The following is a 23,208-nucleotide window of genomic DNA, read 5'->3' on the forward strand; positions in this document are numbered from 1 at the left end:
AAGAGCGGAACCAATATCAGCCGTTACCTAAAAAATGGACAAACACACTCATTCGGCTCCACATGTCAGGCGTGCATGCGAACCCAAACGCTGACCAAAATCGTAGCCGCCATCAACCACGCCACCGCCGCCACCGCCAGCGAAGCCTCCAGACGCATCCGGTCAACCATCACATACAACGTCGCCAGGTACACAAAGTACGGAATGATCGACCACATCCCGAACACGATGGTGGTCTTCAAATCCTCCACCGACCGACCCTTGCCGACAATGTAATGCGCAATCAACGCGAACGTCGGAAACAGCGGCACCAACCCTGCAATGTAGTAGTTCTTGGTCTTGGCCAGCGCCGCCAGAATAAGCACCACCCCCGCACCCAATGCCGCCTTCAACAATAAATCCACAATGCGCTCCTAGTGGCTCAGCCCGTACTTCTTGACCTTGTCGAACAACGTGGTCTTGGCCATCCCCAGTTCCTGGCTGGCCTGGGTCAGGTTGCCGCCGCTGCGTTGCAAGGCATCGTTGAGCAGGTTGCGCTCGAACGCCTCCACCGCTTCGGTAAAGGCCAGCCCATGGTTGCCGCTGCTGGCGCCGCTCTTCTTGAACGCCGGCAAACCGAGGGCAAACCGCTCGGCCACGTTGCGCAGTTCACGCACGTTGCCCGGCCAGTCATGGCTCATCAGGCTGGACAGGGTCTGGTTGTCGAGGTCCGGCGCGGTGCGGTCGAAACGCAGCGACGACTGCTGCAGGAAGTGTTCGAACAACTGCAGGATGTCTTCGCGGCGTTCACGCAGCGGCGGCAGTTCCAGGGTCACCACGTTAAGGCGGTAGTACAGGTCGCTGCGAAACTGGTTGGCGCGGCTCAGGTCGTCGAGGTCGGACTTGGTCGCGGCGATCACCCGGCAATCCACCGCCACGCTCTGGTTCGAGCCCAGGCGTTCCAGGGTGCGTTCCTGCAACACCCGCAGCAGCTTGATCTGCAGGTTCATCGGCATGCTTTCCACTTCGTCGAGGAACAGCGTGCCTTCGTGGGCGTGTTCGATCTTGCCGATGCGGCGCTTGCCGGCACCGGTGAACGCGTTGGCTTCGTGGCCGAAGATTTCGCTTTCGAACAGGTTCTCGGGCAGGCCGCCGCAGTTCAAGGCGACGAACTGGTGGGAGTGGCGCCGGCTGAAATCGTGCAGGCAGCGCGCGACCAATTCCTTGCCGGTGCCGGTCTCGCCCTCGATCAACACGTTGGCCGAGGTGTCGGCGACGTTGGCGATCAATTCCCGCAGGTTCTGCATGGCCGGGGAGCGACCGATGATCCGGCCTTCCAGCGAATCGCGCTCGGCCAGTTGCCGGCGCAGCGACCAGACTTCCCGGGCCAAACCGCGTTGTTCCAGGGCGCGGCGGGCTACGTCCACCAGGCGCTCGGGAGAGAAGGGTTTCTCCATGAAGTCATAGGCGCCGTTGCGCATCGCGCCCACGGCCATGGAGATATCGCCGTGGCCGGTGATCAGCACCACCGGCAGGCTTTTATCCAGGGCCTTGAGCCGGGTCAGCAACTCCAGGCCGTCGATGCCCGGCAGGCGAATATCGCTGATGACGATGCCGGCGAAGTTTTCACCGACGAGGGTCAAGGCTTCTTCGGCACTGCCCACGCCCACGCTGGGAATGTCTTCCAGGGCCAGGGCTTGCTGGCAGCCGAGCAATACATGGGGGTCGTCTTCGACGATCAGGACGGTCAGGTCGGTGGTTTTTTCTGCGTTCATTTCGACTCGACTTGTTGAGGGCTCGCCAGCGGCAAACTCAGGACAAAGGCAGTACCACCGCTGGCCGGATGCTCGACGGCGAGGTTGCCGCCGGTCGCCGCCGCGAGGCTGGCCGACAGCGTCAGGCCGAGGCCCAGGCCTTGTTCGCCGGGTTTGGTGGTAAAGAACGGTTCGAACAAATGCTTGCGGGTCTCGGGATCAATCCCGTGGCCGTTATCGCGCACCCGCAGGCGATATTTGCCGTCGGCGATGTCGCCTTCCAGCCACAGTTCGGGGGCCGGTTGCGCCTGCATCGCGTCCAGGGCGTTGCCCATCAGGTTGACCAGGATCTGCTCCAGGCGTGTCTGGTCGATCTGCAACTGCGCGCTGCTGAAGTGGCGGTGCACCGTCAGCGGCAGGGTCTCCAGGCGACTGCCGAGGATCTGGAACGTAGCGTCCACCGCCTTGCCCAGATTGGCTTCGCCCTGGTCATCGCCACGCCGGGCAAAGGAGCGCAGGCTGGCGGTGATGCGACCCATGCGGTCGATCAGTTCGTTGATGGTCTTGAGGTTGGCACTGGCGGTGTCCAGCGCCCCACGCTCAAGGAAGCGCACGGTGTTGCCCGACAGGGTACGCAGGGCGGCCAGTGGCTGGTTCAATTCATGGGCGATGCTGGTGGACATCTGGCCGATGGCCGCGAGTTTGCCGGCCTGCACCAGTTCGTCCTGGGCCCGGCGCAAGGTTTCCTCGGCCTGGCGCCGCTCGCGAATCTGGCTCTTGAGCCGCTCGTTGCTGGCCCGCAGGTCGGTGGTGCGTTCGGCAATCCGTCGCTCCAGCTGGTTATTGGCTTCCTGCAGGGCTTCCCGGGCGGCGAGGCGGGTGGCAATCACCTTTCGGCGCTCGTTCCAGGCAATCAGCAGGAATGCCACCAGCGCAAAGGCTACGGCCACCAGGATGCCTTGGTTGATGGCGGCCCGGCGCAGGTCGTTCAGCGGGGTGAGCAGGGTGAAATTCCAGGGGGTGTCGTTCAGTGGGCGGGTCTGGGCCAGGTAGCTGACCTCATGCTCGTCGGCCACCACTTCGCTGTTGGCCGGGAAGGTCAATTTCTCGGTGCCTTCGTTGAGGCGTTCGCGGGCCAGTGGTTCCAGCTCGTTGAGCGTCGCCCAGTAGTATTGCAGGCTGTGGGCGAGGCGGTCCTTGGTGTCATCGCTCAATGGCCGCACGGACTTGAGGCGACGGGCCGGGTCGCTGGAGAGAATGATGATGCCGTTCTCGTCACTGACGAAGGCCTCCAGGCGCGCCCGCTGCCAGCGCTCTTCCAGCGCTTCCAGGCGTACCTTGACCACGGCGACGCCGATGATCTTGCCGTGTTCTTCCAGGCCATGGGCCAGGTAATAGCCGGGTTCGCCGTTGGTGCTGCCGATGCCGTAGAACCGGCCGGGCTGGCCGCGTACGGCATTCTGGAAATAGGCACGGAAGGACAGGTCTTCACCCTGGTAACTGTCGGCATCGCGCCAGTTACTGGTCGCCAGCACACGGCCGGTGGTGTCCATCACGTAGATCGCCCGGCTGCGACTGCGCCGGTTCAGGCCTTCGAGGTAGTCGTTGACGGTTTTGCGGGTTTCTTGATTCGGGTCGGCCAACAGCCTGGAGACGCTGGATTCCAGCTCCAGGAGACTGGGCAGGTAGGTATATTTGCTGAGTTCGCTCTCGACGGTGCGGGCGTGCAATTCCAGTTGGCGTTCGCCGGTATCGCTGAGGGTGCGGATCCCATAGAACTCGCTGATCCAGAAGCCGACGTAACCCAGTCCGATCATCAGGGCGATGATCAGCGGCGGCAGGAACAATTGGCGAATCAGACGAGGCTTCACGGCAAGTGATGGCGGCGCGGCGCGAAAGAGGTTGGGGTCGCATTTCATCACAGATGCCTTGGGTCAACCAGTTGTGGTGAGTGGGGTTGCCCGACCCACCACAACAGGGCAGTGCTTAGTGCTGCAGGATTTTCTCGAGGAAGTGCTGCGCACGCTCGGAGCGGGCGCTGATGTCGCCGAAGAATTCCTCTTTCGGGCAGTCTTCGATGATCTTGCCGGCGTCCATGAAGATCACCCGGTCGGCTACCTTGCGGGCGAAACCCATTTCGTGGGTCACGCACATCATGGTCATGCCTTCCTGGGCCAGTTGCACCATCACGTCGAGCACTTCGTTGACCATTTCCGGGTCGAGGGCCGAGGTCGGTTCGTCGAACAGCATGACGATCGGGTCCATCGCCAGCGCACGGGCAATTGCCACACGCTGTTGCTGGCCGCCGGAAAGCTGGCCCGGGTGCTTGTGGGCGTGAGCCGACAGGCCGACGCGCTCCAGCAGTTGCAGGCCCTTCTTGGTGGCTTCTTCCTTGCTGCGGCCCAATACCTTGATCTGCGCGATGGTCAGGTTTTCGGTGATGGTCAGGTGCGGAAACAGCTCGAAGTGCTGGAACACCATGCCAACGCGCGAGCGCAGTTTCGGCAGGTTGGTCTTCGGGTCGGCAATGGAGGTGCCATCGACCACCACGTCGCCTTTCTGGAACGGTTCCAGGGCGTTGACGCACTTGATCAGGGTCGATTTGCCCGAGCCGGACGGCCCGCACACCACGATCACTTCGCCTTTTTTAACCTCGGTGCTGCAATCGGTCAGCACCTGGAAGTCGCCATACCACTTGTTGATATTCTTGATAGAGATCATACGGCAAACCTTTTTTGCAGACGCTTGACCAGCAGCGAGGCGGAAAAGCTGATGATGAAGTAGACGACACCGGCGAAGATCAGGAACTCATTGGAGCGGCCGATGATGTCGCCGTTGGAACGGGCGGAGTTGAGGAAGTCCACCAGGCCCACGGTGTAGACCAGCGAGGTGTCCTGGAACAGGATGATCGACTGTTGCAGCAGCAACGGGGTCATCTTGCGGAACGCCTGGGGCAGGATGATCAGGCGCATGGTCTGGCCGTAGGTCATGCCCATCGCTTGCGCCGCGGCCATCTGGCCCTTGGGGATCGACTGCACGCCGGCCCGCACGATTTCGCAGAAGTACGCCGCCTCGAACATCATGAAGGCCACGACGCAGGAGGTGAACGCACCGATCGGGGTGTCTTCGCCGGTGATCCAGCGCAGCACGAACGGCACCGCCAGGTAGAACCAGGTGATCACCAGCAGCAGCGGGATCGAGCGGAAGTAGTTCACGTAGGCGCCGGCCAGGCGCGACAGCAGTTTGCTGGACGACAGGCGCATCAGCGCGAGGATCGTACCCAGGATGATGCCGCCGACCACGCCCATGACCATCAACTGCAAGGTCATGACCATGCCGTTCCACAGGCCCGGGATGGCGGGGATGATGCCGCTGAAATCGAAGTCCATTATTTACCCCCCACGGAGATCAGGCCGGGCACGGCGACTTTCTTCTCGACCACGCGCATCAGCAGCATCAGGCTCATGTTCAGGGTGAAATAGATCAGCGTGGCCAGGGTGAAGGCCTCGAACAGGTTGGCCGAGAACTCGGCGGTCTGTTTGGTTTGCGCCAGCAGTTCCATCAAGCCGATCAGGGACGCCACGGAGGAGTTCTTGAAGACGTTGAGGAATTCCGAGGTAAGCGGCGGAATGATGATGCGGTAGGCCTGGGGCAGCAGCACGTTCCAGTAGATCTGCGGCAGCTTGAAGCCCATGGCGCGCGCGGCGGATTCCTGGCCCCGTGGCAGCGCCTGGATGCCGGTACGCACTTGTTCGCACACACGGGCAGCGGTGAACAGGCCCAGGCACACGACAACGCTCAGGTAGGCCGAGGTGGTCGGGTTGAGGTCTTGTTTGTACCAGTCCTGCAGGTTCTGCGGCAGCAGGTCGGGTATCAGGAAATACCAGATGAACAGCTGAACCAGCAGCGGTACGTTGCGAAACAGTTCCACGTAGCAGGTCGCGATGCCCGATACGATGCGGTTTGGCACGGTGCGCATGACGCCCAGAATGGACCCCAGCAGCAAGGCGATAATCCATGCCACGACGGCGATGGCAATGGTCCAGCCCAAGCCGGCGATGTACCAGTCGAGATAAGTCTCGCTGCCCACGCCGGTGGACTTGAAGAACACGCCCCAGTCCCAGTTGTAATTCATTAGGGTCTCCCCTCGAGATCGATCGATGTACAAGCACCCGCTTGGGGAAGATCCTTTCCCGCCCGACGGTGAACGCCAGGCACACGCGATCGGCTCGAAAACCGCCAGGTCGAGTGTTCCAAAATTAAAGCCAGCAGGTAGCAACAGACGCCTGAGGGAGGGTTGGCTCCCTCAGGACATAAGCTTAGTCAGGTATCAGATTTTTACGTCAGGCGCTGGCTTGTCGCTTGGGTTGGCGATCAGATCCTTGACCTTGTCGCTCATCGGGAAGTTGAGGTTCAGGCCTTTTGGTGGAATCGGGCTCTCGAACCACTTGCTGTAGATCTTGTTGATCTCGCCAGACTTGTACAGGCCGACGATCGCGTCATCCACGGCCTTCTTGAAGGCTGGGTCGTCTTTGCGAACCATGCAGGCGTAGGCTTCGAAGGACTGTGGAGTACCGGTGATGACCCAGTCGTCCGGCTTCTTGGCCTTGGCTTCTTCACCGGCCAGCAGCGCGTCGTCCATCATGAAGGCAACGGCGCGGCCGCTTTCCAGCATCTGGAAGGACTCGCCGTGGTCCTTGGCGGAGATGACGTTCATGCCCATCTGCTTGTCGGCGTTCATCGCCTTGATGATGCGCTCGGACGTGGTGCCGGCGGTGGTCACGACGTTCTTGCCTTTCAGGTCGGCGAAATCGCTGTAGGACGGCTTGCCTTCCTTGTCTTTCTTGACCAGCAGGCGGGTGCCGATTTCGAAGATATTGACGGTGAAGTCAACCTGCTGGGCGCGTTCGGCGTTGTTGGTGGTGGAGCCGCACTCGATATCCGCGGTGCCGTTCTGGATCAGCGGGATACGGGTTTGCGAGGTGACCAGGTTGTACTTGGTCTTCAGGTCGGGTTTGTTCAGGTCTTTTTTCAGGGCTTCAACGATAGCCAGCTGAATGTCGTGGGAGTAGCCCACGGGTTTGCCCGAACCATCCGCGATATAGGAAAACGGAATGGAGCTGTCGCGGTGAGCGAGAGTGATCGTGCCGGAGTCGTTGATTTTCTTCAGTGTGCCGGTGAGTTCGGCGGCGAAAACTGGAGTGCTGATCAGAGCAGCAGCGATAGCTGCGCCCAGGATATGGGGAACGATGCGCATCAATACTTCCTCGACATTTGTTTTTTTTATGAGACCGGTTGGGACGGCCACGTTTTTATATAAACAGTACTGCGAAAGCCTGTGACGGCTCCTGAGGCGCCTCAGGCAATCGCCTACGAGTGTAGAGCATGAGTCGTGCCAGACCAGAAATAAAAGGTTAACCATATGATTTATATAGAGATTAACTTTGTATTACGGGTTTTTTCTCCTGTTTTGGTCCGGCAAACCGAATAGGTTGAGCTATGGCGTTCGGAAAACCGAATGGCGGCGTGGGCCTGTATCGCCCATGAAAAAGCCCCGAGAGTGTGGCTCCCGGGGCTTTTGGGTGTGGCTCTGTCAGAACGTGTAGTCGGCCGACACCACTGCCGCGCGGCCATCGCCGGGCACTGCCCAACCGTTGTTGCGGATACGGGTGAGGTACTCCTTGTCGAACAGGTTGTTGATGTTCAGCTGCAGGTTCAACTGTTTGTTGACCTTGTAACCGAGCATCGCACGCTGCACCGCATAGCCGGGGGAAGTCGGCGAGTTGGCGGCGCTGACCAGGTACTGCTTGGTTTGCGCCGTGATGCCGTAGCCCACCTGGAAGTCGTAGGGCAGGTCGTACACCGTCCAGATGCTGGCTGCATGTTTGGGGGTGAAGGTCAGCGGCTCGCCTTTCTGCACGTCGATGCCGGTGGTCGCCAGGGTGTAATCGCTGGCGCTGCGCAGCACACGAGTGTTCAGGTAGGTGTAGTTGGCGAAGACCTTCCAGCGGTCAGTCAGCTGACCGCTCATGCCCAGCGCCACACCGTCTGCACGTGCCTTGCCGTCGAGGGTCTGGGTGCCGCTCAGGTTGCTCGGGTCATTGTCGGCGACTTTATAGTTGGTGCGGTCATTGCGGAAGATCGCGCCCGTCAGCGACAGGGCATTGTCGAGCAGGTCCCATTTGGTGCCGATCTCATAGCTGACGGCGGTTTCCGGGGAAACATCGCAGTTGTTGGTGGCGATGCTTGAGCTTTTGGCCGGGGTGTAGCAACCCCCATTGACGCTGGCCTGGGACGGCGTCTTGCTGTTGCCGTAGGCGATATAGAAGCTGCCGTTTTCCACCGGTTTGTAGACCAGCGCCAGGCGGTAGGAGGTCAGGTCATCCGCCTGGCCGTAGCGAGTGCCGGGCGTTTCCACGCCAGTGCTGGAATAGGCATTGGTCACCGAGCTGCCGGCGTTGTGCTCGTAACGCAGGCCGCCGTTGATTTCCCACTGTGGGTTGAGCTTGAGCGTGTCGAAGGCATAGGCGGCGCGGTTGTTCAGCGCGCCGTCAATGTGGGCGGCCCGGGTGAAGTTGACGGGGCCGGACCATTCGGAGTTCGGGTCGCTGTAGCTGACCGGTGGTGGGACGATGGTGCTGCCGTTGGCGTTGGTCAGCCATTTACCGGTATCCGCCTCGTATTCCTCGCGGCTGATGGCGATGCCGGTCACCAGCGTGTGGTCGATGAACCCGGTGCTGAAGTGGCTGGTGACGTCGGTCTGGTTGGTGAACATCTTGTTCTGGGTGTTGCGCTCGTTACCCAGTGAGCCGCCGCTTGGCTGGAAGTAGCCTGGCTGCAGGCCTGCGGCGCAAGGGGCGCCGGTGATCTGGGTGCCGCTGGCCAGGCAGCCGGTCAATGCACCTTCGGGGCCTGAGGCGCGCAGGTCCTGGCGCACCCGCTCGACGCGGGTGAAGTTGCGCACGGACACGGCGTCGTTGAAGTCGTGTTCGAGCTTCAGGCTGAACGAGTCCGAGGTGATTTGCTGGTCATTGATGTTGTGGTAGCCGTAGTAGTCACTCCAACCCACGCCCGGCATGGGCTTGCCGTTGTAGATCGGGATGCCGTACTGCGGCGTGTTGTTGTCTTTCTGGTGCTCGTAACTGACGGTGACGCGTGTCGGCGTGCCCAGGCCAAACGCGATGGAGGGCGCGATGCCCCAGCGTTCGTAATCTTCATAATCGCGGCCAGGTACGTCGTTACCATGGGCCATCAGGTTCAGGCGGAACGCGGTGGTGTCGTTCAGCGTCTGGTTGGTGTCCAGGGTGGTGCGCTTGTAGTTATCGGTGCCGATGCCCGCACTGATGGTGGTTTTGTCGCGTAATTCCGGCTGTTTGCTCACCAGGTTGATGGTGCCACCGACCGCGCCGGAGCCGGAATACACCGAACTTGCGCCGCTGACGACTTCGACCTGCTCCAGGTTGAACGGGTCGGTGCGGCTGTACTGCGCGCTGTCGCGCACGCCGTCCACGTAGATGTCGCCGCTGGCGGAGAAGCCGCGCAGGTTGATGCTGTCGCCATACCCGCTGCCACCTTCGCCGGCCCCGAAGGTGATCCCCGGCACGGTGCTGAGCACGTCGCGCAGGGTCAGCAGGTTCTGGTCATGAATGACTTCCTTGGGCACCACCGTGATGGTCTGCGGCGTGTCGCGCAGGGCCTCGGTGTACTTGGGGGAAGAAGGCGCCACAGGGTTGTAGACGCTCTGGCTCGGGGCCTGGCCTTCGATGCTGGTCGCGCCGAGTTGGATGACCCCTGTGTTGTCTTCTGGTGCGGGCTCCGCCGCGTAACTGAATCCTCCTTGCGCAGCCACTGCCAGGCCCACTGCCGACGCGAGCAAATGCCGCGATGAGAGGGGGGCAGAACTGATGCCGGTAGCCATTGAGTAATCTCTTGTTAGTGTTAGTGAGATGCGATCGTAATTGATAAGCGATCTCAAATGTAATACTTTGTAACCAAATAAATCATGAAACTTTTTGCGGTCCTTGATCGCTACTCGGGGCAGGAATGCAGAGCGCACAGCCAGGCAGCGAGCCCTCGGATATCGGTGATAACCCGCGTGCCTATGTGCGCTGGGTGATGCATGCGGCACAGCTGGGAGATGTCGACGCACAGGCGACCCTGGCCCAGCTGCTGCTCGACGGTCGTGGCGTGCAGAAGGATGAGGCGCTGGGGTTGAGCTGGTTTCGCATCGCTGCGCGGCAGCGTCACCCCATGGCGATCAACATGATCGGGCGCTGCCTGGAGAATGGCTGGGGCTGCGAGGTCGACTTGGAAGACAGTGCGCGGCATTACCGCAAGGCCGCCGATCTGGGGCTGGATTGGGGTTTGTATAACTACGGCCAGTTGCTGACGCGTGGCCGTGGTGTGGAGCGTGACCTTGTCGCGGCATATGAACTGTTCCGCCAGGCTGCGGCCAAGGGGCACGCCAAGTCGATGAACCTGTTGGGTCGGTTCCACCATGAAGGCGTGGTGGTGCCCAAGGATGTTCAACTGGCGCGCCAGTGGTATCAGCGCTCAGCCGAGGCCGGGGATTTCCGCGGGCAATACAACCATGCTGCGGAGCTGGCTCACGACGGCGACGAAGTGCAGGCCTGCCTATGGTTGGAGCGGGCCCTCGCGACGGCCACGCCAGGCTTTTTGCAGGCGGCTTATCCCGTGTTGCTGGGCTCTGCCTTCAGCGGGATTCGTGAAATGGGCCTGCGCTATCAGCGTCATCTGCAGGCATGAAAAAGCCCCTGGACCTTTCGGTGCAGGGGCTTTTTTACGTCGGGCTGATCAGGCCGCTTCGATCTTGCCGCGGTTGTGCTCAACCTTGGACAGGTAACGCTGCACGTTCTCCTGCTCCTGCGGCGTGGTGAACAGGCCCAGCTTGCTGCGGCGCCACAGGATGTCCTGGGGCTGAGTGGCCCATTCTTCAGCGCACAGGTAATCGACTTCGCGGGTGTACAGGCCGCCACCGAGGTGGTCACCCATGTCCGCCAGCGATTGCACGCCTTCCAGCAGGCGCCAGGTGCGGCTGCCGTAAGTGGTGGACCAGCGACGGGCAATCTCGCTCGGCACCCAGTCGTATTTGCTACGGATTGCATCGGCCAGGGCTTCTGGCGTGCTCATGTTTTCGCCGCCGGGCAGGGTGGCTGTAGCCGTCCAGCTTGGGCGCATCTGCGTGAAGTAAGGCGCCAGTTGTGCCATCGCCGATTCGGCCAGCTTGCGGTAGGTGGTCAGCTTGCCGCCGAACACCGACAGCAACGGCGCCTCGCCCGAGGTGCCGGACAGCGCCAGGGTGTAGTCGCGGGTCACCGCCGACGGGTTGTCGGACTCGTCGTTGCACAGCGGGCGCACGCCGGAATAGGTGTGCACGATGTCATCGCGGCTCAGCTGCTTCTTGAAGTGCGCGTTGACCACGTTGAGCATGTAGTCGGTTTCACCTTCGGTAATCGCCACTTTCGCCGGGTCGCCGGTGTATTCGCGGTCGGTGGTGCCGATGATGGTCAGGTGATTCAGGTACGGAATGGTGAAGACGATACGCTGGTCTTCGTTCTGCAGGATGTGCGCGTGGGCGCCTTCATACAGCTTCGGTACGATCAGGTGGCTGCCCTGGATCAGACGGATGCCGTAGGGCGAATCCAGCTTCAAGTCATCCTTGATGAACTTGGCCACCCACGGGCCGGCGGCGTTCACCAGCGCTCGGGCGCGGATCGAGAACAGGCTGCCGTCGGCACGTTCCATGTTCATTTCCCACAGGCCTTTGCTGCGGTGTGCGCTGACGCAACGGGTCTGGGTGTGGATGTGCGCACCCTTTTCCCGCGCAGCCATGGCGTTGAGTACTACAAGGCGGGCGTCGTCGACCCAGCAATCGGAGTATTCGAAGCCTTTGGTGATTTCGCTTTTCAGCGGGCTGTCGGGGCCGAACTTGAGGCTCTTGGAGCCTTCGAGTTTTTCCCGCTTGCCCAGATGGTCATACAGGAACAGGCCGGCGCGAATCATCCATGCCGGACGCAGGTGCGGGCGGTGAGGCAATACAAAGCGCATCTGCTTGACGATGTGCGGGGCCTTGGCCAACAGCACCTCACGTTCAGCCAGGGCTTCGCGCACCAAGCGGAATTCGTAATGCTCCAGGTAACGCAGGCCACCGTGGATCAGCTTGCTGCTCGCGGAGGAAGTGTGGCTGGCCAGGTCGTCCTTTTCGCAAAGGAATACCGACAAACCGCGACCGGCTGCGTCTGCTGCAATCCCGACGCCATTGATCCCGCCACCGATAACGGCGACGTCATAGACTTCGGCAAGCGGTGGGGCAGGCAAGGTAGAAGGGTTCATCGGCTGGCCTCGCAATCTTTTTCGTATTGGAATTCGAACATAAATGTTCATTTGCGAAAATGGTAGCTTATAAACGCAGGTACAGCCAGCCCGCTTCGATTGAAAATACTGATCGAAGGGCGAAGAAAGGAAAATTTGTGAACATCAGGGGGCAGGACACCCCCTGTATAGGCTTACACCACTTCCAGCCGAATCTTGTGCTGATTCAGCAACTGCACCAGTGCCGGGACCGGCTGCTGATCGGTGACTAAACAATCAATCAAACTGATGGGTCCCAGGCGAATCATGGCGTTGCGCCCGAATTTGCTGGAGTCCGCCGCCAGGATCACCTTGCGCGCATTGGCAATGATCGCCTGGGAAACCCGTACTTCCTGATAATCGAAGTCCAGAAGGCTGCCGTCTTCATCGATACCGCTGATGCCCACCAAGGCGAAATCGACCTTGAACTGGTTGATGAAATCAACGCTGGCCTGGCCTACCACACCGCCATCCCGGCGCACGTTGCCGCCGGTCAGGAGTACGTCGAAGTCGTCTTTGGCACTCAGCATCATGGCGACGTTGAGGTTATTGGTGATGATTTTCAGGTGGCTGTGGTTAAGCAGCGCACGCGCGATCGATTCGGTGGTGGTACCGATGTTGATAAACAGCGAGGCGTGATCGGGGATTTGCGCGGCGATGGCTTCGCCGATGCGCTGTTTTTCGTCGCGCATCTGGTCGGCACGCATGGCGTACGCGGTGTTTTCAACGCTGGAGTCATAGGCTGCGCCGCCATGGTAGCGGCGCAACAGATTGGCTTCCGCCAGTTGATTGATATCGCGGCGGATGGTTTGCGGGGTGACAACGAAGAGCTGCGCCATTTCCTCGATACTCACATAGCCGCGTTCGCGAACCAGTTCGAGGATTTGTTGCTGGCGGGGAGGCAGATTCATGGTGCGTCCTTTGGGCTGCCGTAAAAAGTGGCCCATGATGACGCAGGAATCTGCTCCCTGCCAGTTACAACCCTATGCGCGTCCGGCGCTTGGCTTATTCAGCGCCTTCGTGGGGTTCCCAGTCGCGGGTGCGGCTGACTGCTTTCTGCCAGCCGGCGTAGAGTTTTTCCTTCGCCGCTTCTTCCAACTGCGGTTCGAATTGACGCTCGATTACCGCCTTGCCACGCAGTTCGTCCAGGCTGCCCCAGAAACCGCACGCCAGGCCGGCCAGGTAGGCGGCGCCCAACGCGGTGGTTTCGCGCATTTGTGGGCGTTCAACCTGGGTACCGAGGATGTCGGCCTGGAACTGCATCAGGAAGTTGTTGGCGACCGCGCCACCGTCTACCCGCAGGGATTTGAGGCGTTCGCCGGAATCCTGCTGCATGGCATCGAGTACGTCGCGGGTCTGGTAGGCAATCGACTCCAGGGCTGCACGAATGATGTGATCCACGCGTACACCACGGGTCAGGCCGAACAGCGCACCACGGGCATACGGGTCCCAGTACGGAGCGCCCAGGCCGGTGAAGGCTGGCACCAGGTACACGCCGTTGCTGTCCTTGACCTTGCCGGCGAAGTATTCGGTGTCGGTGGCATCGGCGATGATCTTCAACTCATCACGCAGCCATTGCACGGTGGAACCGCCGTTGAACACGGCGCCTTCCAGGGCGTAGGCCACTTCGCCACGCGGGCCGCAGGCGATGGTGGTGAGCATGCCGTGTTTGGATTTCACCGCCTTGTCGCCGGTGTTCATCAGCAGGAAGCAGCCGGTGCCGTAGGTGTTTTTCGCCTGGCCCGGTTCTACGCACATTTGGCCAAACAGCGCCGCCTGCTGGTCACCGGCGATACCGCCGATGGCGATACCGCTTTTGGTGCGACCGTAGATTTCCGAGGAAGACTTCACTTCCGGCAGCATTTCGCGCGGCACGTCGAGAATCTCCAGCATCTTCGCATCCCACTCCAGCGTGTGGATGTTGAAGAGCATGGTGCGCGAGGCGTTGGTGTAGTCGGTGACGTGGGTCTTGCCGCCGGTAAATTTCCAGATCAGCCAGCTGTCGATGGTGCCGAACAGCAGCTCGCCGTTACGCGCACGTTCGCGACTGCCTTCGACGTTGTCGAGGATCCACTTGAGCTTGGTGCCGGAGAAGTACGGGTCGGTGACCAGGCCGGTGGTGTCGTTGATGTATTGCTCGTGACCGTCGCGCTTGAGCTGCTGGCAGATCTCGGTGCTGCGGCGGCATTGCCAGACTATCGCGTTGTAGATCGGGCGGCCGGTGATTTTGTCCCAGACCACGGTGGTTTCACGCTGGTTGGTGATACCGATGGCCGCGACCTGGTCATGGTGCAGGCCGGCTTGTGCCAGGGCCTCGACCATCACCGCGCTCTGGGTGGCGAAAATCTCCATCGGGTCATGTTCGACCCAGCCGGCTTGCGGGTAATGCTGGGTGAATTCACGCTGGGCGGTGCAGACCACGTTGGCGTCACGATCGAAGATGATCGCCCGGGAACTGGTGGTGCCCTGATCGAGGGCAATGATGTAGTTCTTATTCTGAATGTCGGTCATGTCGATTGCCTTGGACGGAGAATAGGGAAGTCAGTAAACAGCCTGGGCCGCAAAAGGGCAGTACGGTCCAGGCTATCGCATCAGGAAGTACGGGTTTTGGCGGTGGCAGCCGCTTCGGTTGCATCAGTTGTAGCAGGTGCGGCGCTGGGCAGGTGACGGGCAATCAGCCCGCGATAGGCGGCAGCACCGAGGCAGGCGCCGACAATCGGCGCAAAGATCGGAATCAGGAAGTAAGGAATGTCGCGCCCGCCAGTGAAAGCCATTTCACCCCAACCGGCGAAAAAGGTCATCAGCTTGGGGCCGAAGTCACGGGCCGGGTTCATCGCAAAGCCGGTCAGCGGGCCCATGGCACTGCCGATCACGGCAATCAGCAAACCAATCAGCAGCGGCGCCAACGGGCCGCGGGGCAGGCCGTTGTTGTCATCGGTCAGGGCCATGATCACGCCCATCAGGATCGCGGTGATGACCATTTCCACCAGGAACGCCTGGGCCGTGCCCAGCAGCGGATGCGGGTAGGTGGAGAACACCGACGCCAATTCCAGGCTGGCCTGGGTGCCGCGAATCATGTGGTGGGTTTGTTCGTAATCGAAAAACAGGTTGCTGTAGAGCGTGTAAACCAACGCGGCCGAACAGAAGGCCCCGGCGACCTGGGCGATGATGTAGAACGGCAGTTTGCGCTTGTCGAAATCGGCAAAGATGCACAGCGCGATACTGACCGCCGGATTCAGGTGAGCCCCGGAAATACCGGCGCTCAGGTAGATCGCCATGCTGACGCCGATCCCCCAGATGATACTGATTTCCCACAACCCAAAGCTGGCACCCGCGACCTTGAGCGCAGCAACACATCCGGTACCGAAGAAGATCAGCAACGCAGTGCCCAGGAATTCGGCCATGCATTGACTTGAAAGTGAAGGCTGTTGAAGAGCAGTTGTCATGGAAAACCTCTGTTTTTGTTGTTGTCTGGCGTTTTGCCGCAACGGGCAATCGGCGATTTTCACCGTGGCGAGGATCCCCATCCTGTTCGCGGCTTACTGCTGTGAATCCGTAGGTGCATTCCTACAGTATTCGTAAACGAAAAAATATAGACAAGAATGACGGCTGTCAAAGGTCGAAAGTGAACGATCGGTCATTTTGTAATTATTGGTGTGATGAATGATCGTGCCGTGGGCGCGGGAAGCGGCAGGGAAGGTGCGCGTGAGCGCGTGGCAGAGGGCTTCGGACTAGAGCCTTTTGCTTGTTGTTGGCCTAGAATTGGCTGTCTGTTTTTTCACCTTTTTGCCAAGCCTGGAGCCCACATGACGCCCGCATTGGACCTGTTGAAAAAAGTTCGCGCCGAACATCGAATTCACAGTTACGAACATGACCCCAAGGCAGCGTCCTATGGTCTGGAGGCCGCGGAAAAATTGGGCCTGGACCCGGCGCAGGTGTTCAAGACCCTGCTGGCCAGCAGTGAAAAAGCCGAGCTGCTGGTGGCGGTTGTGCCGGTCGTCGGAAGTTTGGATTTAAAGGCGTTGGCGCAGGCGGCGGGGGTAAAAAAGGTCGAGATGGCAGACCCGGCAGCGGCGCAACGGGCCACCGGTTACTTGTTGGGCGGCATCAGCCCGCTGGGGCAGAAGAAACGCCTGCGCACCTTCATCGATGTGACGGCGCAGTCGTTTCCGACAATTTTTATCAGTGCGGGGAGAAGGGGGCTTGAGGTGGAGTTGGCAGCGACAGTGCTGGCCGAACACACCCAGGCCAAGTTCGCGGAAATTGGCCGGGCGTGATGCGTTGACGTCAGGAGGCGGTGCTGTAGCGTCGAACGCCTGACTCAACCTGAGGGATTTGTGCTGCGGTGCTGCCTGAGGCCTGGAACAACACCAGGTGCTCGGCTGCCACGCGAATACCCACGTCGGCACCGACCAAGTGATCGGCGTGGCTGGGAAAGATCGACTCCAGCTGAGCGCCTGTCGGCAGCTGCAAGCGATACAGGGTCGACGCGCCGAGGAACGTCTTGCCGACAATCCGCGCCTTCAAGGCGCTGTCCGGTGCATAAACGATGTCGTCCGGGCGCAGCAACACATCCACCGCGCCGCCGGTTGGCCAGGTGTAGGCACGATTGCCGCGCAACTCCCCCAGTTCGGTGGTAACCGATTCCGGCGTGTTCAACTGCCCGCGAATGAAGTAACCCTGGCCAATGAAGCTGGCGACAAAGGGTGTCAGCGGTTCGTGATAGAGGTTGTAGGGCGTATCCCACTGCTCCAGGCGACCCTCCTTGAACACGCCGACATGGTCACTCACTGCGAAGGCTTCTTCCTGGTCGTGGGTCACCAGAATCGCACTGGTGCCCCGCGCCTTGAGGATATCGCGTACTTCGTGGCTGAGTTTGCGCCGCAGTTCGCCGTCGAGGTTGGAGAAGGGTTCGTCCAGCAGCAACAATTGCGGTTCCGGCGCCAGGGCGCGAGCCAGGGCGACGCGTTGCTGCTGGCCGCCCGAGAGTTCGTGGGGGAAGCGCTTGCCGAGGTTCTTCAGGTTCACCAGTTCCAGCAATTCAGCGACCACACGCTCTTTTTGCGGGTGCTTGCGAATCCCGAAGGCGATGTTGTCGGCCACGCTGAGGTGTGGAAACAGCGCGTAGTCCTGGAACACCATGCCGATCCGACGTTTCTCCGGAGCCAGTGTGAAACCGGCGCTGGAAATGACTTCGCCTGCCAGGCTGATCTCGCCTTCATGCACCGGCTCAAACCCGGCAATCGCTCGCAGGGTGGTGGTCTTGCCGCAGCCCGAGGAGCCCAGCAGGCAACCGATGTCGCCGGCGTTGAGGTGCAGATTGAGGTTCTGCACCACCCGTTGGTCTTGATAGCCGCATGCCAGATTGCGCAGGTTCAGCAGTAGTGGCTGGCTCATGCAGGACGGTACGCTGGCGCAACCAGAAACTCGAGCAGGGCTTTTTGTGCGTGCAGGCGGTTTTCCGCCTGGGCCCAGGCTACTGAACGTTGATCGTCCAGCAGGTCGAGACTGATTTCTTCGCCACGGTGGGCGGGCAGGCAGTGCATGAACAGCACGTCCGGCGCGGCCAGGTCGAGCAGGGCGCGGGTGACCTGGAACGGGGCGAAGAGCTTGAGGCGCTTGGCGGTTTCCTCTTCCTGGCCCATGGAGGTCCACACGTCGGTGCTCACCAGGTGTGCGCCGATGACCGCCTCACGCGGGTCGCGGACGATGGTCACGCGGTCGCCGGCCTCGGCCAGGAAACGTGCATCCGGCTCGTAGCCTTCAGGGCAGGCAACGCGCAATTTGAAGTCGAACTGGATCGCCGCTTCTATATAGCTGTTGCACATGTTGTTGCCGTCGCCGATCCAGGCCACGGTCTTGCCCTGGATCGAGCCGCGCTGTTCGAGGAAGGTTTGCATGTCGGCCAGCAACTGGCAGGGGTGCAGGTCATCGGACAGGCCGTTGATCACGGGCACTCGGGAGTTGGCGGCAAATTCGGTCAGGGTGCTGTGGGCGAAGGTACGGATCATCACCGCATCCAGCATGCTCGACATCACGATCGCGCAATCGCTGATCGGCTCGCCACGGCCCAGTTGGGTATCGCGAGGTGACAGGAAGATAGCCTGGCCGCCGAGCTGAATCATGCCGGCTTCGAAAGACACGCGGGTGCGGGTGGACGACTTCTCGAAAATCATCCCGAGCACGCGGTTTTTCAAAGGCTCGAACAGTACGCCGCGGTTACGCAGGTCTTTAAGCTCAATGCCTCGACGGAGCACGCTGACCAGCTCTTCGGGCGTGCAATCCATCAGGGAGAGAAAGTGCCTTGCGCTCATCATTAACTACCTTTTTGCAACAGACCGCAGATACTCAAAGCCTGGTTTATTTTGAAAACGGGCGAGACCTGCGGCGAAAGCCGCACGGGGCGACGAAATAGGGGAAGGCGCGATCTTATAATTAAATGTCGCGTCTTACCAATAGGGCTACAGTTTTTAGGGGAGTTCAAGGACGCGGGGAGGGCGCTTTTGAAGCCTGTTTCCTGACAGCAGCGGGTCATTTGTACACTGGCGCTGCGCCACATTGCAATGCGTGAGGGCGGGCTGAGGCCGGGCTGCGTCGGTTTCAGCGGGCTGCCGAAGGCTTCTGAAACATTTCCTGATGTTTCCTCATGGCCTGGCCTGATGCCCCTGGATTCACACGACGAACGTTGCTGGCGCTGCTGCCCCGGGCGGGCCATAGTTTTCGTCCGAAGCGCCTAGCCCACAATAAAAGAGACTGGCCATGACCAAGACTCTCCACCACCGTGCCTGCCATCTGTGCGAAGCCATCTGCGGCCTCACACTGGAGACCACCCAGGGCGAAGACGCAAGCCTGGCGATCACCTCGATCAAGGGCGACCCCCTGGATACGTTCAGCCGTGGCCATATCTGCCCCAAGGCCGTGGCCCTGCAAGACATCCAGAATGACCCGGACCGCCTGCACCAGCCCATGTTGCGAGTGGGCAGCGAATGGCAGCCGATCCCGTGGGAAGACGCCTTTGTACTTGTAGCCGAGCGCCTGGCCGCGATTCAGACGCGTCACGGGCAGAATGCTGTGGCGGTGTACCAGGGCAATCCGAGCGTGCACAACTATGGCCTGATGACCCACAGCAACTACTTCCTTGGCCAGCTGAAGACCCGCAATCGTTTTTCCGCCACCTCGGTGGACCAGTTACCCCACCACCTCACCAGCCACCTGATGTACGGCCACGGCCTGTTGCTGCCGATCCCGGACATCGACCATACCGATTTCATGCTGATCCTCGGCGGCAACCCGTTGGCGTCCAACGGCAGCATCATGACCGTGCCGGATGTGGAGAAACGCCTGAAGGCCATCCAGGCTCGCGGCGGCAAAGTCGTGGTGGTTGATCCGCGCCGCAGCGAGACGGCGGCGATGGCCGACCAGCATCTGTTCGTGCGCCCGGGCGGTGATGCGGCGTTGTTGTTCGGATTGCTCAATACACTGTTTGCCGAGAACCTGACCCGTGACAGTCACCTGCCGGTGGACGGCCTGGATGACGTGCGCCACGCCGTGGCCGGATTCACCGCCGAGGCCATGAGCCGTCAATGTGCGGTACCCGCCGAGCAGATCCGCCAGTTGGCCCGGGACTTCGCCGCGGCCGATGCGGCGGTGTGCTATGGCCGCATGGGCGTATCGACCCAGGCGTTCGGCACGCTGTGCCATTGGCTGGTGCAGTTGATCAACCTGGTGACCGGTAATCTGGATCGAGTCGGCGGGGCCTTGTGCACCACGCCGGCAGTCGACCTGGTAGCTTCCACCTCCGGCGGGCATTTCAATCGCTGGCAAAGCCGGGTTTCCGGGCGACCGGAGTACGGGGGCGAGCTGCCGGTGTCGGCACTGGCCGAAGAAATGCTCACCGAGGGTGAAGGGCAAATCCGTGCGCTGGTGACGGTGGCGGGCAATCCGGTGCTCTCCACGCCTAACGGCCGGCAGTTGGAACAGGCGCTGGATGGCCTGGAGTTCATGGTCAGCATCGACCTGTATATCAACGAGACCACGCGTTATGCCGACCTGATCCTGCCGTCCACCTCGGCCCTGGAAAACGATCACTACGACACCACCTTCAATATGTTCGCGGTGCGTAACGTCACCCGTTTCAATCGCGCCATCCTGCCGAAACCCGAGGGTGCGTTGCATGACTGGGAAATCTTCGTCGGCCTGGCCCGGGCGTTTGCCGAGAAGACGGGTAATACACTCAAACCGACGATGCCGCCTGCGCAGATGATCGACTTCGGGCTGCGGGCCGGGCCTTATGGTGACAGGTTGTCCATTGCCGCTCTGGCCGATCACCCTCATGGCCTGGACCTCGGGCCGCTGAAACCCAACCTCGCAGGCCGCCTGAAAACCGCCAATGGCCATCTGCAGGCCGCACCATCGGTAATCCTTGCCGACCTGGCGCGCTTTGCCGCGCAGCCGGTGCCCGAGGTGAATGAGTTGCTGCTGATCGGCCGCCGGCATGTGCGCAGCAACAACTCCTGGATGCATAACTACCACCGGCTGGTGAAGGGCAAGCCTCGCCATCAACTGCTGATGCATCCGGATGACCTTGCCCATCGCCAGTTGACTGACGGGCAGCGGGTACGGGTCAGCTCGCGGATCGGCATGATCGAGGTGGAAGTGTTGGCCAGTCTCGACATGATGCCCGGCGTGGTCAGCCTGCCTCACGGTTGGGGCCACGGCCGCCCTGGCGTGCAGATGACCATCGCCAGCGGGCAGCCGGGGGCGAGCGCGAATGACCTGACGGATGAGCGGCAACTGGATGAGCTGTCGGGCAACGCAGCGTTGAACGGCGTGCCGGTGCAGGTGGCGGCGGCGTAAGGATTGTCTGTCGGGGAGTCCGAGCGTCACGCTGGGGTTTGCGTTACAATGCGCCACCGTGCCGACCCATGAGTCGGAAAGTTCCAGCCGAGGTGTTCCATGGATATCATCGAAACGATCAAAGAGCAGATTGCCAACAACACTATTCTGCTTTACATGAAGGGCGCCCCTAACGCTCCCCAGTGTGGCTTCTCCGCAAAGGCTTCCCAGGCAATCATGCAATGTGGCGAGAAGTTCGCCTACGTGGATATCCTGCAGAACCCGGAAATCCGCGCCAACCTGCCGAAGTACGCCAACTGGCCAACCTTCCCGCAGCTCTGGGTTGCCGGTGAGCTGGTCGGCGGTAGCGACATCATCACCGAAATGGCGGCTGATGGTTCGTTGCAGGCACTGATCAAAGACGCAGCGGCCAAAGCAGCTGCGAAGACCGAAGCCTGATTTGTTTTAGGCCGCGGCAATAAAAAGCCCCGCTTCTCGAAAGAGAGCGGGGCTTTTTAGTGGCCGGGAATTGAAGGGTTATTCACCCATCTGCGATTGCAGGTAATTCTCGATAGTCACTTTGTCGATCAGGCCGATTTGGGTTTCCAGCCAGTCGATGTGTTCTTCCTGGTCTTCAAGGATATCTTCCAGCAGTTCACGGCTGCCGAAGTCGCCCTTGGATTCGCAATGAGCAATGGAGGCCTTCAGGTCGGTGTGGCTCTTGCGCTCGAAGTTCAGGTCGCAGTTGATCATTTCCTGGGTGTGCTCGCCGATGTTCAGCTTGCCCAGGTCCTGCACGTTCGGCAGGCCTTCCAGGAACAGGATGCGTTTGATCAGCGCGTCAGCGTCCTTCATGGCCTTGATGGATTCTTTGTATTCACGCTTGCCCAGCTTTTCCAGGCCCCAATCGTCATACATGCGCGCATGCAGGAAGTACTGATTGATCGCGACCAGTTCATTGGCAAGGATTTTGTTGAGTTGCTGGATGACTGTGATGTCGCCTTTCATGATTGGGGTCCTGCCCTGTATTAGCTGTATATAAGGCGGAGTTTGAGCTGCGCATTTACTACTGTCAAACCTAAGTTATTGAATAATAAATGAAAATTAATCGGAATAAGAATGTTTGTGTTCCGCGTCTTGGCGCTAACTGTTTGAATTACGGGCATAAAAAAACCGGACACTCAGTCCGGTTCTTTAAAACATGCCTGTTAAGCGTGTGTAAATTCTGCTGAGTAGGGGATCGCAGCCTGGGCAGTTTGCAGCTGCGTCAGGGTTTCCCGTACCACTTGCTTGGCGAGGCAGGCGCATTTGCCGCATTGGCTGGCAACGCCGGTGGTTTCACGTACTTCCTTGTAGCTGCAGCAACCTTCGTAGATTGCTTCGCGGATTTGTCCGTCGGTGACGCCAGTGCAAAGGCAGACATACATAAGGGAGAACCATCGCGGTTTAAGGCTTAAGTGCGACGGATCTTAATGTTAACGAGAATGATTGTCAAAGTAGTTTCTCAAGCCTTGGTGTTTGCACGCGGCGTCACTGACGAACGGCTTTTTTCCGGTATGATGGTCGGTCTTCACGAAGCGTGATCACGTCACAGGCCTGTCGTTTAGCTGCGGCACACTGGGACGGATCCTTTTACTTCAGTCACCACCATCAGGAGATACCCAATGAGCGTACTCGTCGGCAAACAAGCCCCGGATTTCGACGTACCCGCCGTCCTCGGCAATGGCGAAATCGTAGACAGCTTCAAACTGTCTGAAGCCATCAAAGGCAAATACGGCCTGGTGTTCTTCTACCCGCTGGACTTCACCTTCGTCTGCCCATCGGAGCTGATCGCCCTGGATCACCGCATGGACGATTTCAAGGCGCGTAATGTTGAAGTGGTTGCCGTTTCCATCGACTCCCATTTCACCCACAACGCCTGGCGCAACACCGCCATCAATGATGGCGGCATCGGCAAAGTCAAATACACCATGGCTGCCGACATGAAGCACGACATCGCCAAGGCCTACGACGTTGAGTCCGAAGGCGGCGTGGCATTCCGTGGCGCGTTCCTGATCGACGACAAGGGCGTTGTACGCTCGCAGATCATCAACGACCTGCCGCTGGGCCGTAACATGGAAGAGCTGATCCGTCTGGTCGACGCCCTGCAATTCCACGAAGAGCACGGCGAAGTCTGCCCTGCCAACTGGAAAAAAGGCGACAAGGGCATGAACGCTTCGCCAGAAGGCGTTGCGGCTTACCTGACCGAGAACGCTGGCAAGCTGTAAGC

The 23,208-nt window shown here is 60.2% G+C and carries 21 protein-coding genes; 5 read left to right on the forward strand and 16 right to left on the reverse strand.

The features are described from left to right. Positions 1-65 precede the first annotated feature (65 nt). The 8 genes from HX801_RS21705 to HX801_RS21740 form a co-directional block, all read right to left on the reverse strand. Positions 66-395, reverse strand: a complete 330-nt coding sequence (locus tag HX801_RS21705) for a GlpM family protein (protein ID WP_174717800.1) — start codon at positions 393-395, stop codon at positions 66-68. An 18-nt stretch (positions 396-413) separates the two neighbouring features. Continuing rightward, the gene (locus HX801_RS21710; protein WP_003208736.1) at positions 414-1,754 is read right to left on the reverse strand and encodes a sigma-54 dependent transcriptional regulator; all 1,341 of its coding nucleotides are present in this window, start codon (positions 1,752-1,754) and stop codon (positions 414-416) included. Beyond that, a complete protein-coding gene (locus HX801_RS21715; RefSeq protein ID WP_003208735.1) occupies positions 1,751-3,652 on the reverse strand; it encodes a sensor histidine kinase in 1,902 nt (633 codons plus the stop codon). Before HX801_RS21715 ends, HX801_RS21710 begins: the two co-directional genes overlap by 4 nt. Before the next feature lie 67 nt (positions 3,653-3,719). Further along, the gene (locus tag HX801_RS21720) at positions 3,720-4,454 is read right to left on the reverse strand and encodes an amino acid ABC transporter ATP-binding protein (RefSeq protein WP_003208734.1); all 735 of its coding nucleotides are present in this window, start codon (positions 4,452-4,454) and stop codon (positions 3,720-3,722) included. Beyond that, positions 4,451-5,122, reverse strand: coding sequence for an amino acid ABC transporter permease (locus tag HX801_RS21725; RefSeq protein WP_003208733.1), 672 nt, complete (start codon positions 5,120-5,122; stop codon positions 4,451-4,453). Before HX801_RS21725 ends, HX801_RS21720 begins: the two co-directional genes overlap by 4 nt. After that, entirely contained in the window at positions 5,122-5,868 is a 747-nt protein-coding gene (locus HX801_RS21730; RefSeq protein WP_003208731.1) for an amino acid ABC transporter permease, read from the reverse strand. The genes HX801_RS21725 and HX801_RS21730 overlap by 1 nt, the downstream gene beginning before the upstream one ends. A 195-nt stretch (positions 5,869-6,063) precedes the next feature. Next, the gene (locus HX801_RS21735; protein ID WP_008433481.1) at positions 6,064-6,990 is read right to left on the reverse strand and encodes a glutamate/aspartate ABC transporter substrate-binding protein; all 927 of its coding nucleotides are present in this window, start codon (positions 6,988-6,990) and stop codon (positions 6,064-6,066) included. Between the two features lie 336 nt (positions 6,991-7,326). Continuing rightward, on the reverse strand, positions 7,327-9,651 hold the full coding sequence (locus HX801_RS21740; RefSeq protein WP_177022709.1) for a TonB-dependent siderophore receptor: 2,325 nt from the start codon (positions 9,649-9,651) through the stop codon (positions 7,327-7,329). Between the two features lie 125 nt (positions 9,652-9,776). Between HX801_RS21740 and HX801_RS21745 the strand changes: the two genes are divergently transcribed. Further along, a complete protein-coding gene (locus tag HX801_RS21745; RefSeq protein ID WP_177022710.1) occupies positions 9,777-10,499 on the forward strand; it encodes a tetratricopeptide repeat protein in 723 nt (240 codons plus the stop codon). Positions 10,500-10,547: 48 nt separating this feature from the next. Here the strand turns inward: HX801_RS21745 and glpD are convergent, their stop codons facing one another. From glpD to HX801_RS21765, 4 genes are all read right to left on the reverse strand, one after another. Next, positions 10,548-12,086: a glycerol-3-phosphate dehydrogenase gene (gene glpD, locus HX801_RS21750; protein WP_008433488.1), complete on the reverse strand. Its 1,539-nt coding sequence runs from the start codon at positions 12,084-12,086 to the stop codon at positions 10,548-10,550. A 173-nt stretch (positions 12,087-12,259) separates the two neighbouring features. Continuing rightward, the gene (locus HX801_RS21755; protein WP_003208723.1) at positions 12,260-13,015 is read right to left on the reverse strand and encodes a DeoR/GlpR family transcriptional regulator; all 756 of its coding nucleotides are present in this window, start codon (positions 13,013-13,015) and stop codon (positions 12,260-12,262) included. A gap of 94 nt (positions 13,016-13,109) precedes the next feature. Beyond that, positions 13,110-14,615, reverse strand: a complete 1,506-nt coding sequence (gene glpK, locus HX801_RS21760; RefSeq protein ID WP_003208721.1) for a glycerol kinase GlpK — start codon at positions 14,613-14,615, stop codon at positions 13,110-13,112. 80 nt (positions 14,616-14,695) lie between these two features. Further along, positions 14,696-15,550, reverse strand: a complete 855-nt coding sequence (locus HX801_RS21765; protein WP_008433490.1) for an MIP/aquaporin family protein — start codon at positions 15,548-15,550, stop codon at positions 14,696-14,698. 360 nt (positions 15,551-15,910) lie between these two features. Between HX801_RS21765 and ybaK the strand changes: the two genes are divergently transcribed. Continuing rightward, positions 15,911-16,381: a Cys-tRNA(Pro) deacylase gene (gene ybaK, locus HX801_RS21770; protein WP_003208718.1), complete on the forward strand. Its 471-nt coding sequence runs from the start codon at positions 15,911-15,913 to the stop codon at positions 16,379-16,381. A 10-nt stretch (positions 16,382-16,391) separates the two neighbouring features. Here ybaK and HX801_RS21775 read toward each other — a convergent pair whose 3' ends face one another. Next, a complete protein-coding gene (locus HX801_RS21775) occupies positions 16,392-17,501 on the reverse strand; it encodes an ABC transporter ATP-binding protein (RefSeq protein WP_008433494.1) in 1,110 nt (369 codons plus the stop codon). After that, positions 17,498-18,418 carry an ornithine carbamoyltransferase gene (argF, locus tag HX801_RS21780; protein ID WP_134327267.1) on the reverse strand — a complete coding sequence of 307 codons (921 nt, stop codon included), beginning with the start codon at positions 18,416-18,418 and terminating at the stop codon, positions 17,498-17,500. Before argF ends, HX801_RS21775 begins: the two co-directional genes overlap by 4 nt. Positions 18,419-18,863: 445 nt before the next feature. Here argF and HX801_RS21785 point away from each other — a divergent pair, with 445 nt between their 5' ends. After that, positions 18,864-20,960, forward strand: a complete 2,097-nt coding sequence (locus tag HX801_RS21785; RefSeq protein ID WP_177019253.1) for a molybdopterin oxidoreductase family protein — start codon at positions 18,864-18,866, stop codon at positions 20,958-20,960. A 99-nt stretch (positions 20,961-21,059) separates the two neighbouring features. Next, a complete protein-coding gene (grxD, locus tag HX801_RS21790) occupies positions 21,060-21,398 on the forward strand; it encodes a Grx4 family monothiol glutaredoxin (RefSeq protein ID WP_003208710.1) in 339 nt (112 codons plus the stop codon). A 78-nt stretch (positions 21,399-21,476) separates the two neighbouring features. Here grxD and bfr read toward each other — a convergent pair whose 3' ends face one another. Further along, positions 21,477-21,947 (reverse strand): bacterioferritin, encoded by a 471-nt coding sequence (bfr, locus tag HX801_RS21795; RefSeq protein ID WP_177022711.1) that lies wholly within the window; start codon positions 21,945-21,947, stop codon positions 21,477-21,479. A gap of 200 nt (positions 21,948-22,147) precedes the next feature. Next, complete coding sequence (locus HX801_RS21800; protein WP_003208706.1) at positions 22,148-22,366, reverse strand: bacterioferritin-associated ferredoxin; 219 nt, start codon at positions 22,364-22,366, stop codon at positions 22,148-22,150. A 237-nt stretch (positions 22,367-22,603) separates the two neighbouring features. Between HX801_RS21800 and HX801_RS21805 the strand changes: the two genes are divergently transcribed. Next, positions 22,604-23,206: a peroxiredoxin gene (locus HX801_RS21805; RefSeq protein WP_003172097.1), complete on the forward strand. Its 603-nt coding sequence runs from the start codon at positions 22,604-22,606 to the stop codon at positions 23,204-23,206. The last annotated feature ends 2 nt before the right edge of the window (positions 23,207-23,208 follow it).

Origin of the sequence: Pseudomonas sp. G1002 (genome assembly GCF_013385455.1) — a bacterium.
Lineage (GTDB): Bacteria > Pseudomonadota > Gammaproteobacteria > Pseudomonadales > Pseudomonadaceae > Aquipseudomonas.

Coding starts and splice junctions, on each gene's coding strand:
- HX801_RS21710 (WP_003208736.1), bottom strand. CDS start 1,754: ATGAACGCAGAAAAAACCACCGACCTGACCGTCCTGATCGTCGAAGAC.
- HX801_RS21715 (WP_003208735.1), bottom strand. CDS start 3,652: ATGAAATGCGACCCCAACCTCTTTCGCGCCGCGCCGCCATCACTTGCC.
- HX801_RS21720 (WP_003208734.1), bottom strand. CDS start 4,454: ATGATCTCTATCAAGAATATCAACAAGTGGTATGGCGACTTCCAGGTG.
- HX801_RS21725 (WP_003208733.1), bottom strand. CDS start 5,122: ATGGACTTCGATTTCAGCGGCATCATCCCCGCCATCCCGGGCCTGTGG.
- HX801_RS21730 (WP_003208731.1), bottom strand. CDS start 5,868: ATGAATTACAACTGGGACTGGGGCGTGTTCTTCAAGTCCACCGGCGTG.
- HX801_RS21735 (WP_008433481.1), bottom strand. CDS start 6,990: ATGCGCATCGTTCCCCATATCCTGGGCGCAGCTATCGCTGCTGCTCTG.
- HX801_RS21740 (WP_177022709.1), bottom strand. CDS start 9,651: ATGGCTACCGGCATCAGTTCTGCCCCCCTCTCATCGCGGCATTTGCTC.
- HX801_RS21745 (WP_177022710.1), top strand. CDS start 9,777: ATGCAGAGCGCACAGCCAGGCAGCGAGCCCTCGGATATCGGTGATAAC.
- glpD (WP_008433488.1), bottom strand. CDS start 12,086: ATGAACCCTTCTACCTTGCCTGCCCCACCGCTTGCCGAAGTCTATGAC.
- HX801_RS21755 (WP_003208723.1), bottom strand. CDS start 13,015: ATGAATCTGCCTCCCCGCCAGCAACAAATCCTCGAACTGGTTCGCGAA.
- glpK (WP_003208721.1), bottom strand. CDS start 14,615: ATGACCGACATTCAGAATAAGAACTACATCATTGCCCTCGATCAGGGC.
- HX801_RS21765 (WP_008433490.1), bottom strand. CDS start 15,550: ATGACAACTGCTCTTCAACAGCCTTCACTTTCAAGTCAATGCATGGCC.
- ybaK (WP_003208718.1), top strand. CDS start 15,911: ATGACGCCCGCATTGGACCTGTTGAAAAAAGTTCGCGCCGAACATCGA.
- HX801_RS21775 (WP_008433494.1), bottom strand. CDS start 17,501: ATGAGCCAGCCACTACTGCTGAACCTGCGCAATCTGGCATGCGGCTAT.
- argF (WP_134327267.1), bottom strand. CDS start 18,418: ATGAGCGCAAGGCACTTTCTCTCCCTGATGGATTGCACGCCCGAAGAG.
- HX801_RS21785 (WP_177019253.1), top strand. CDS start 18,864: ATGACCAAGACTCTCCACCACCGTGCCTGCCATCTGTGCGAAGCCATC.
- grxD (WP_003208710.1), top strand. CDS start 21,060: ATGGATATCATCGAAACGATCAAAGAGCAGATTGCCAACAACACTATT.
- bfr (WP_177022711.1), bottom strand. CDS start 21,947: ATGAAAGGCGACATCACAGTCATCCAGCAACTCAACAAAATCCTTGCC.
- HX801_RS21800 (WP_003208706.1), bottom strand. CDS start 22,366: ATGTATGTCTGCCTTTGCACTGGCGTCACCGACGGACAAATCCGCGAA.
- HX801_RS21805 (WP_003172097.1), top strand. CDS start 22,604: ATGAGCGTACTCGTCGGCAAACAAGCCCCGGATTTCGACGTACCCGCC.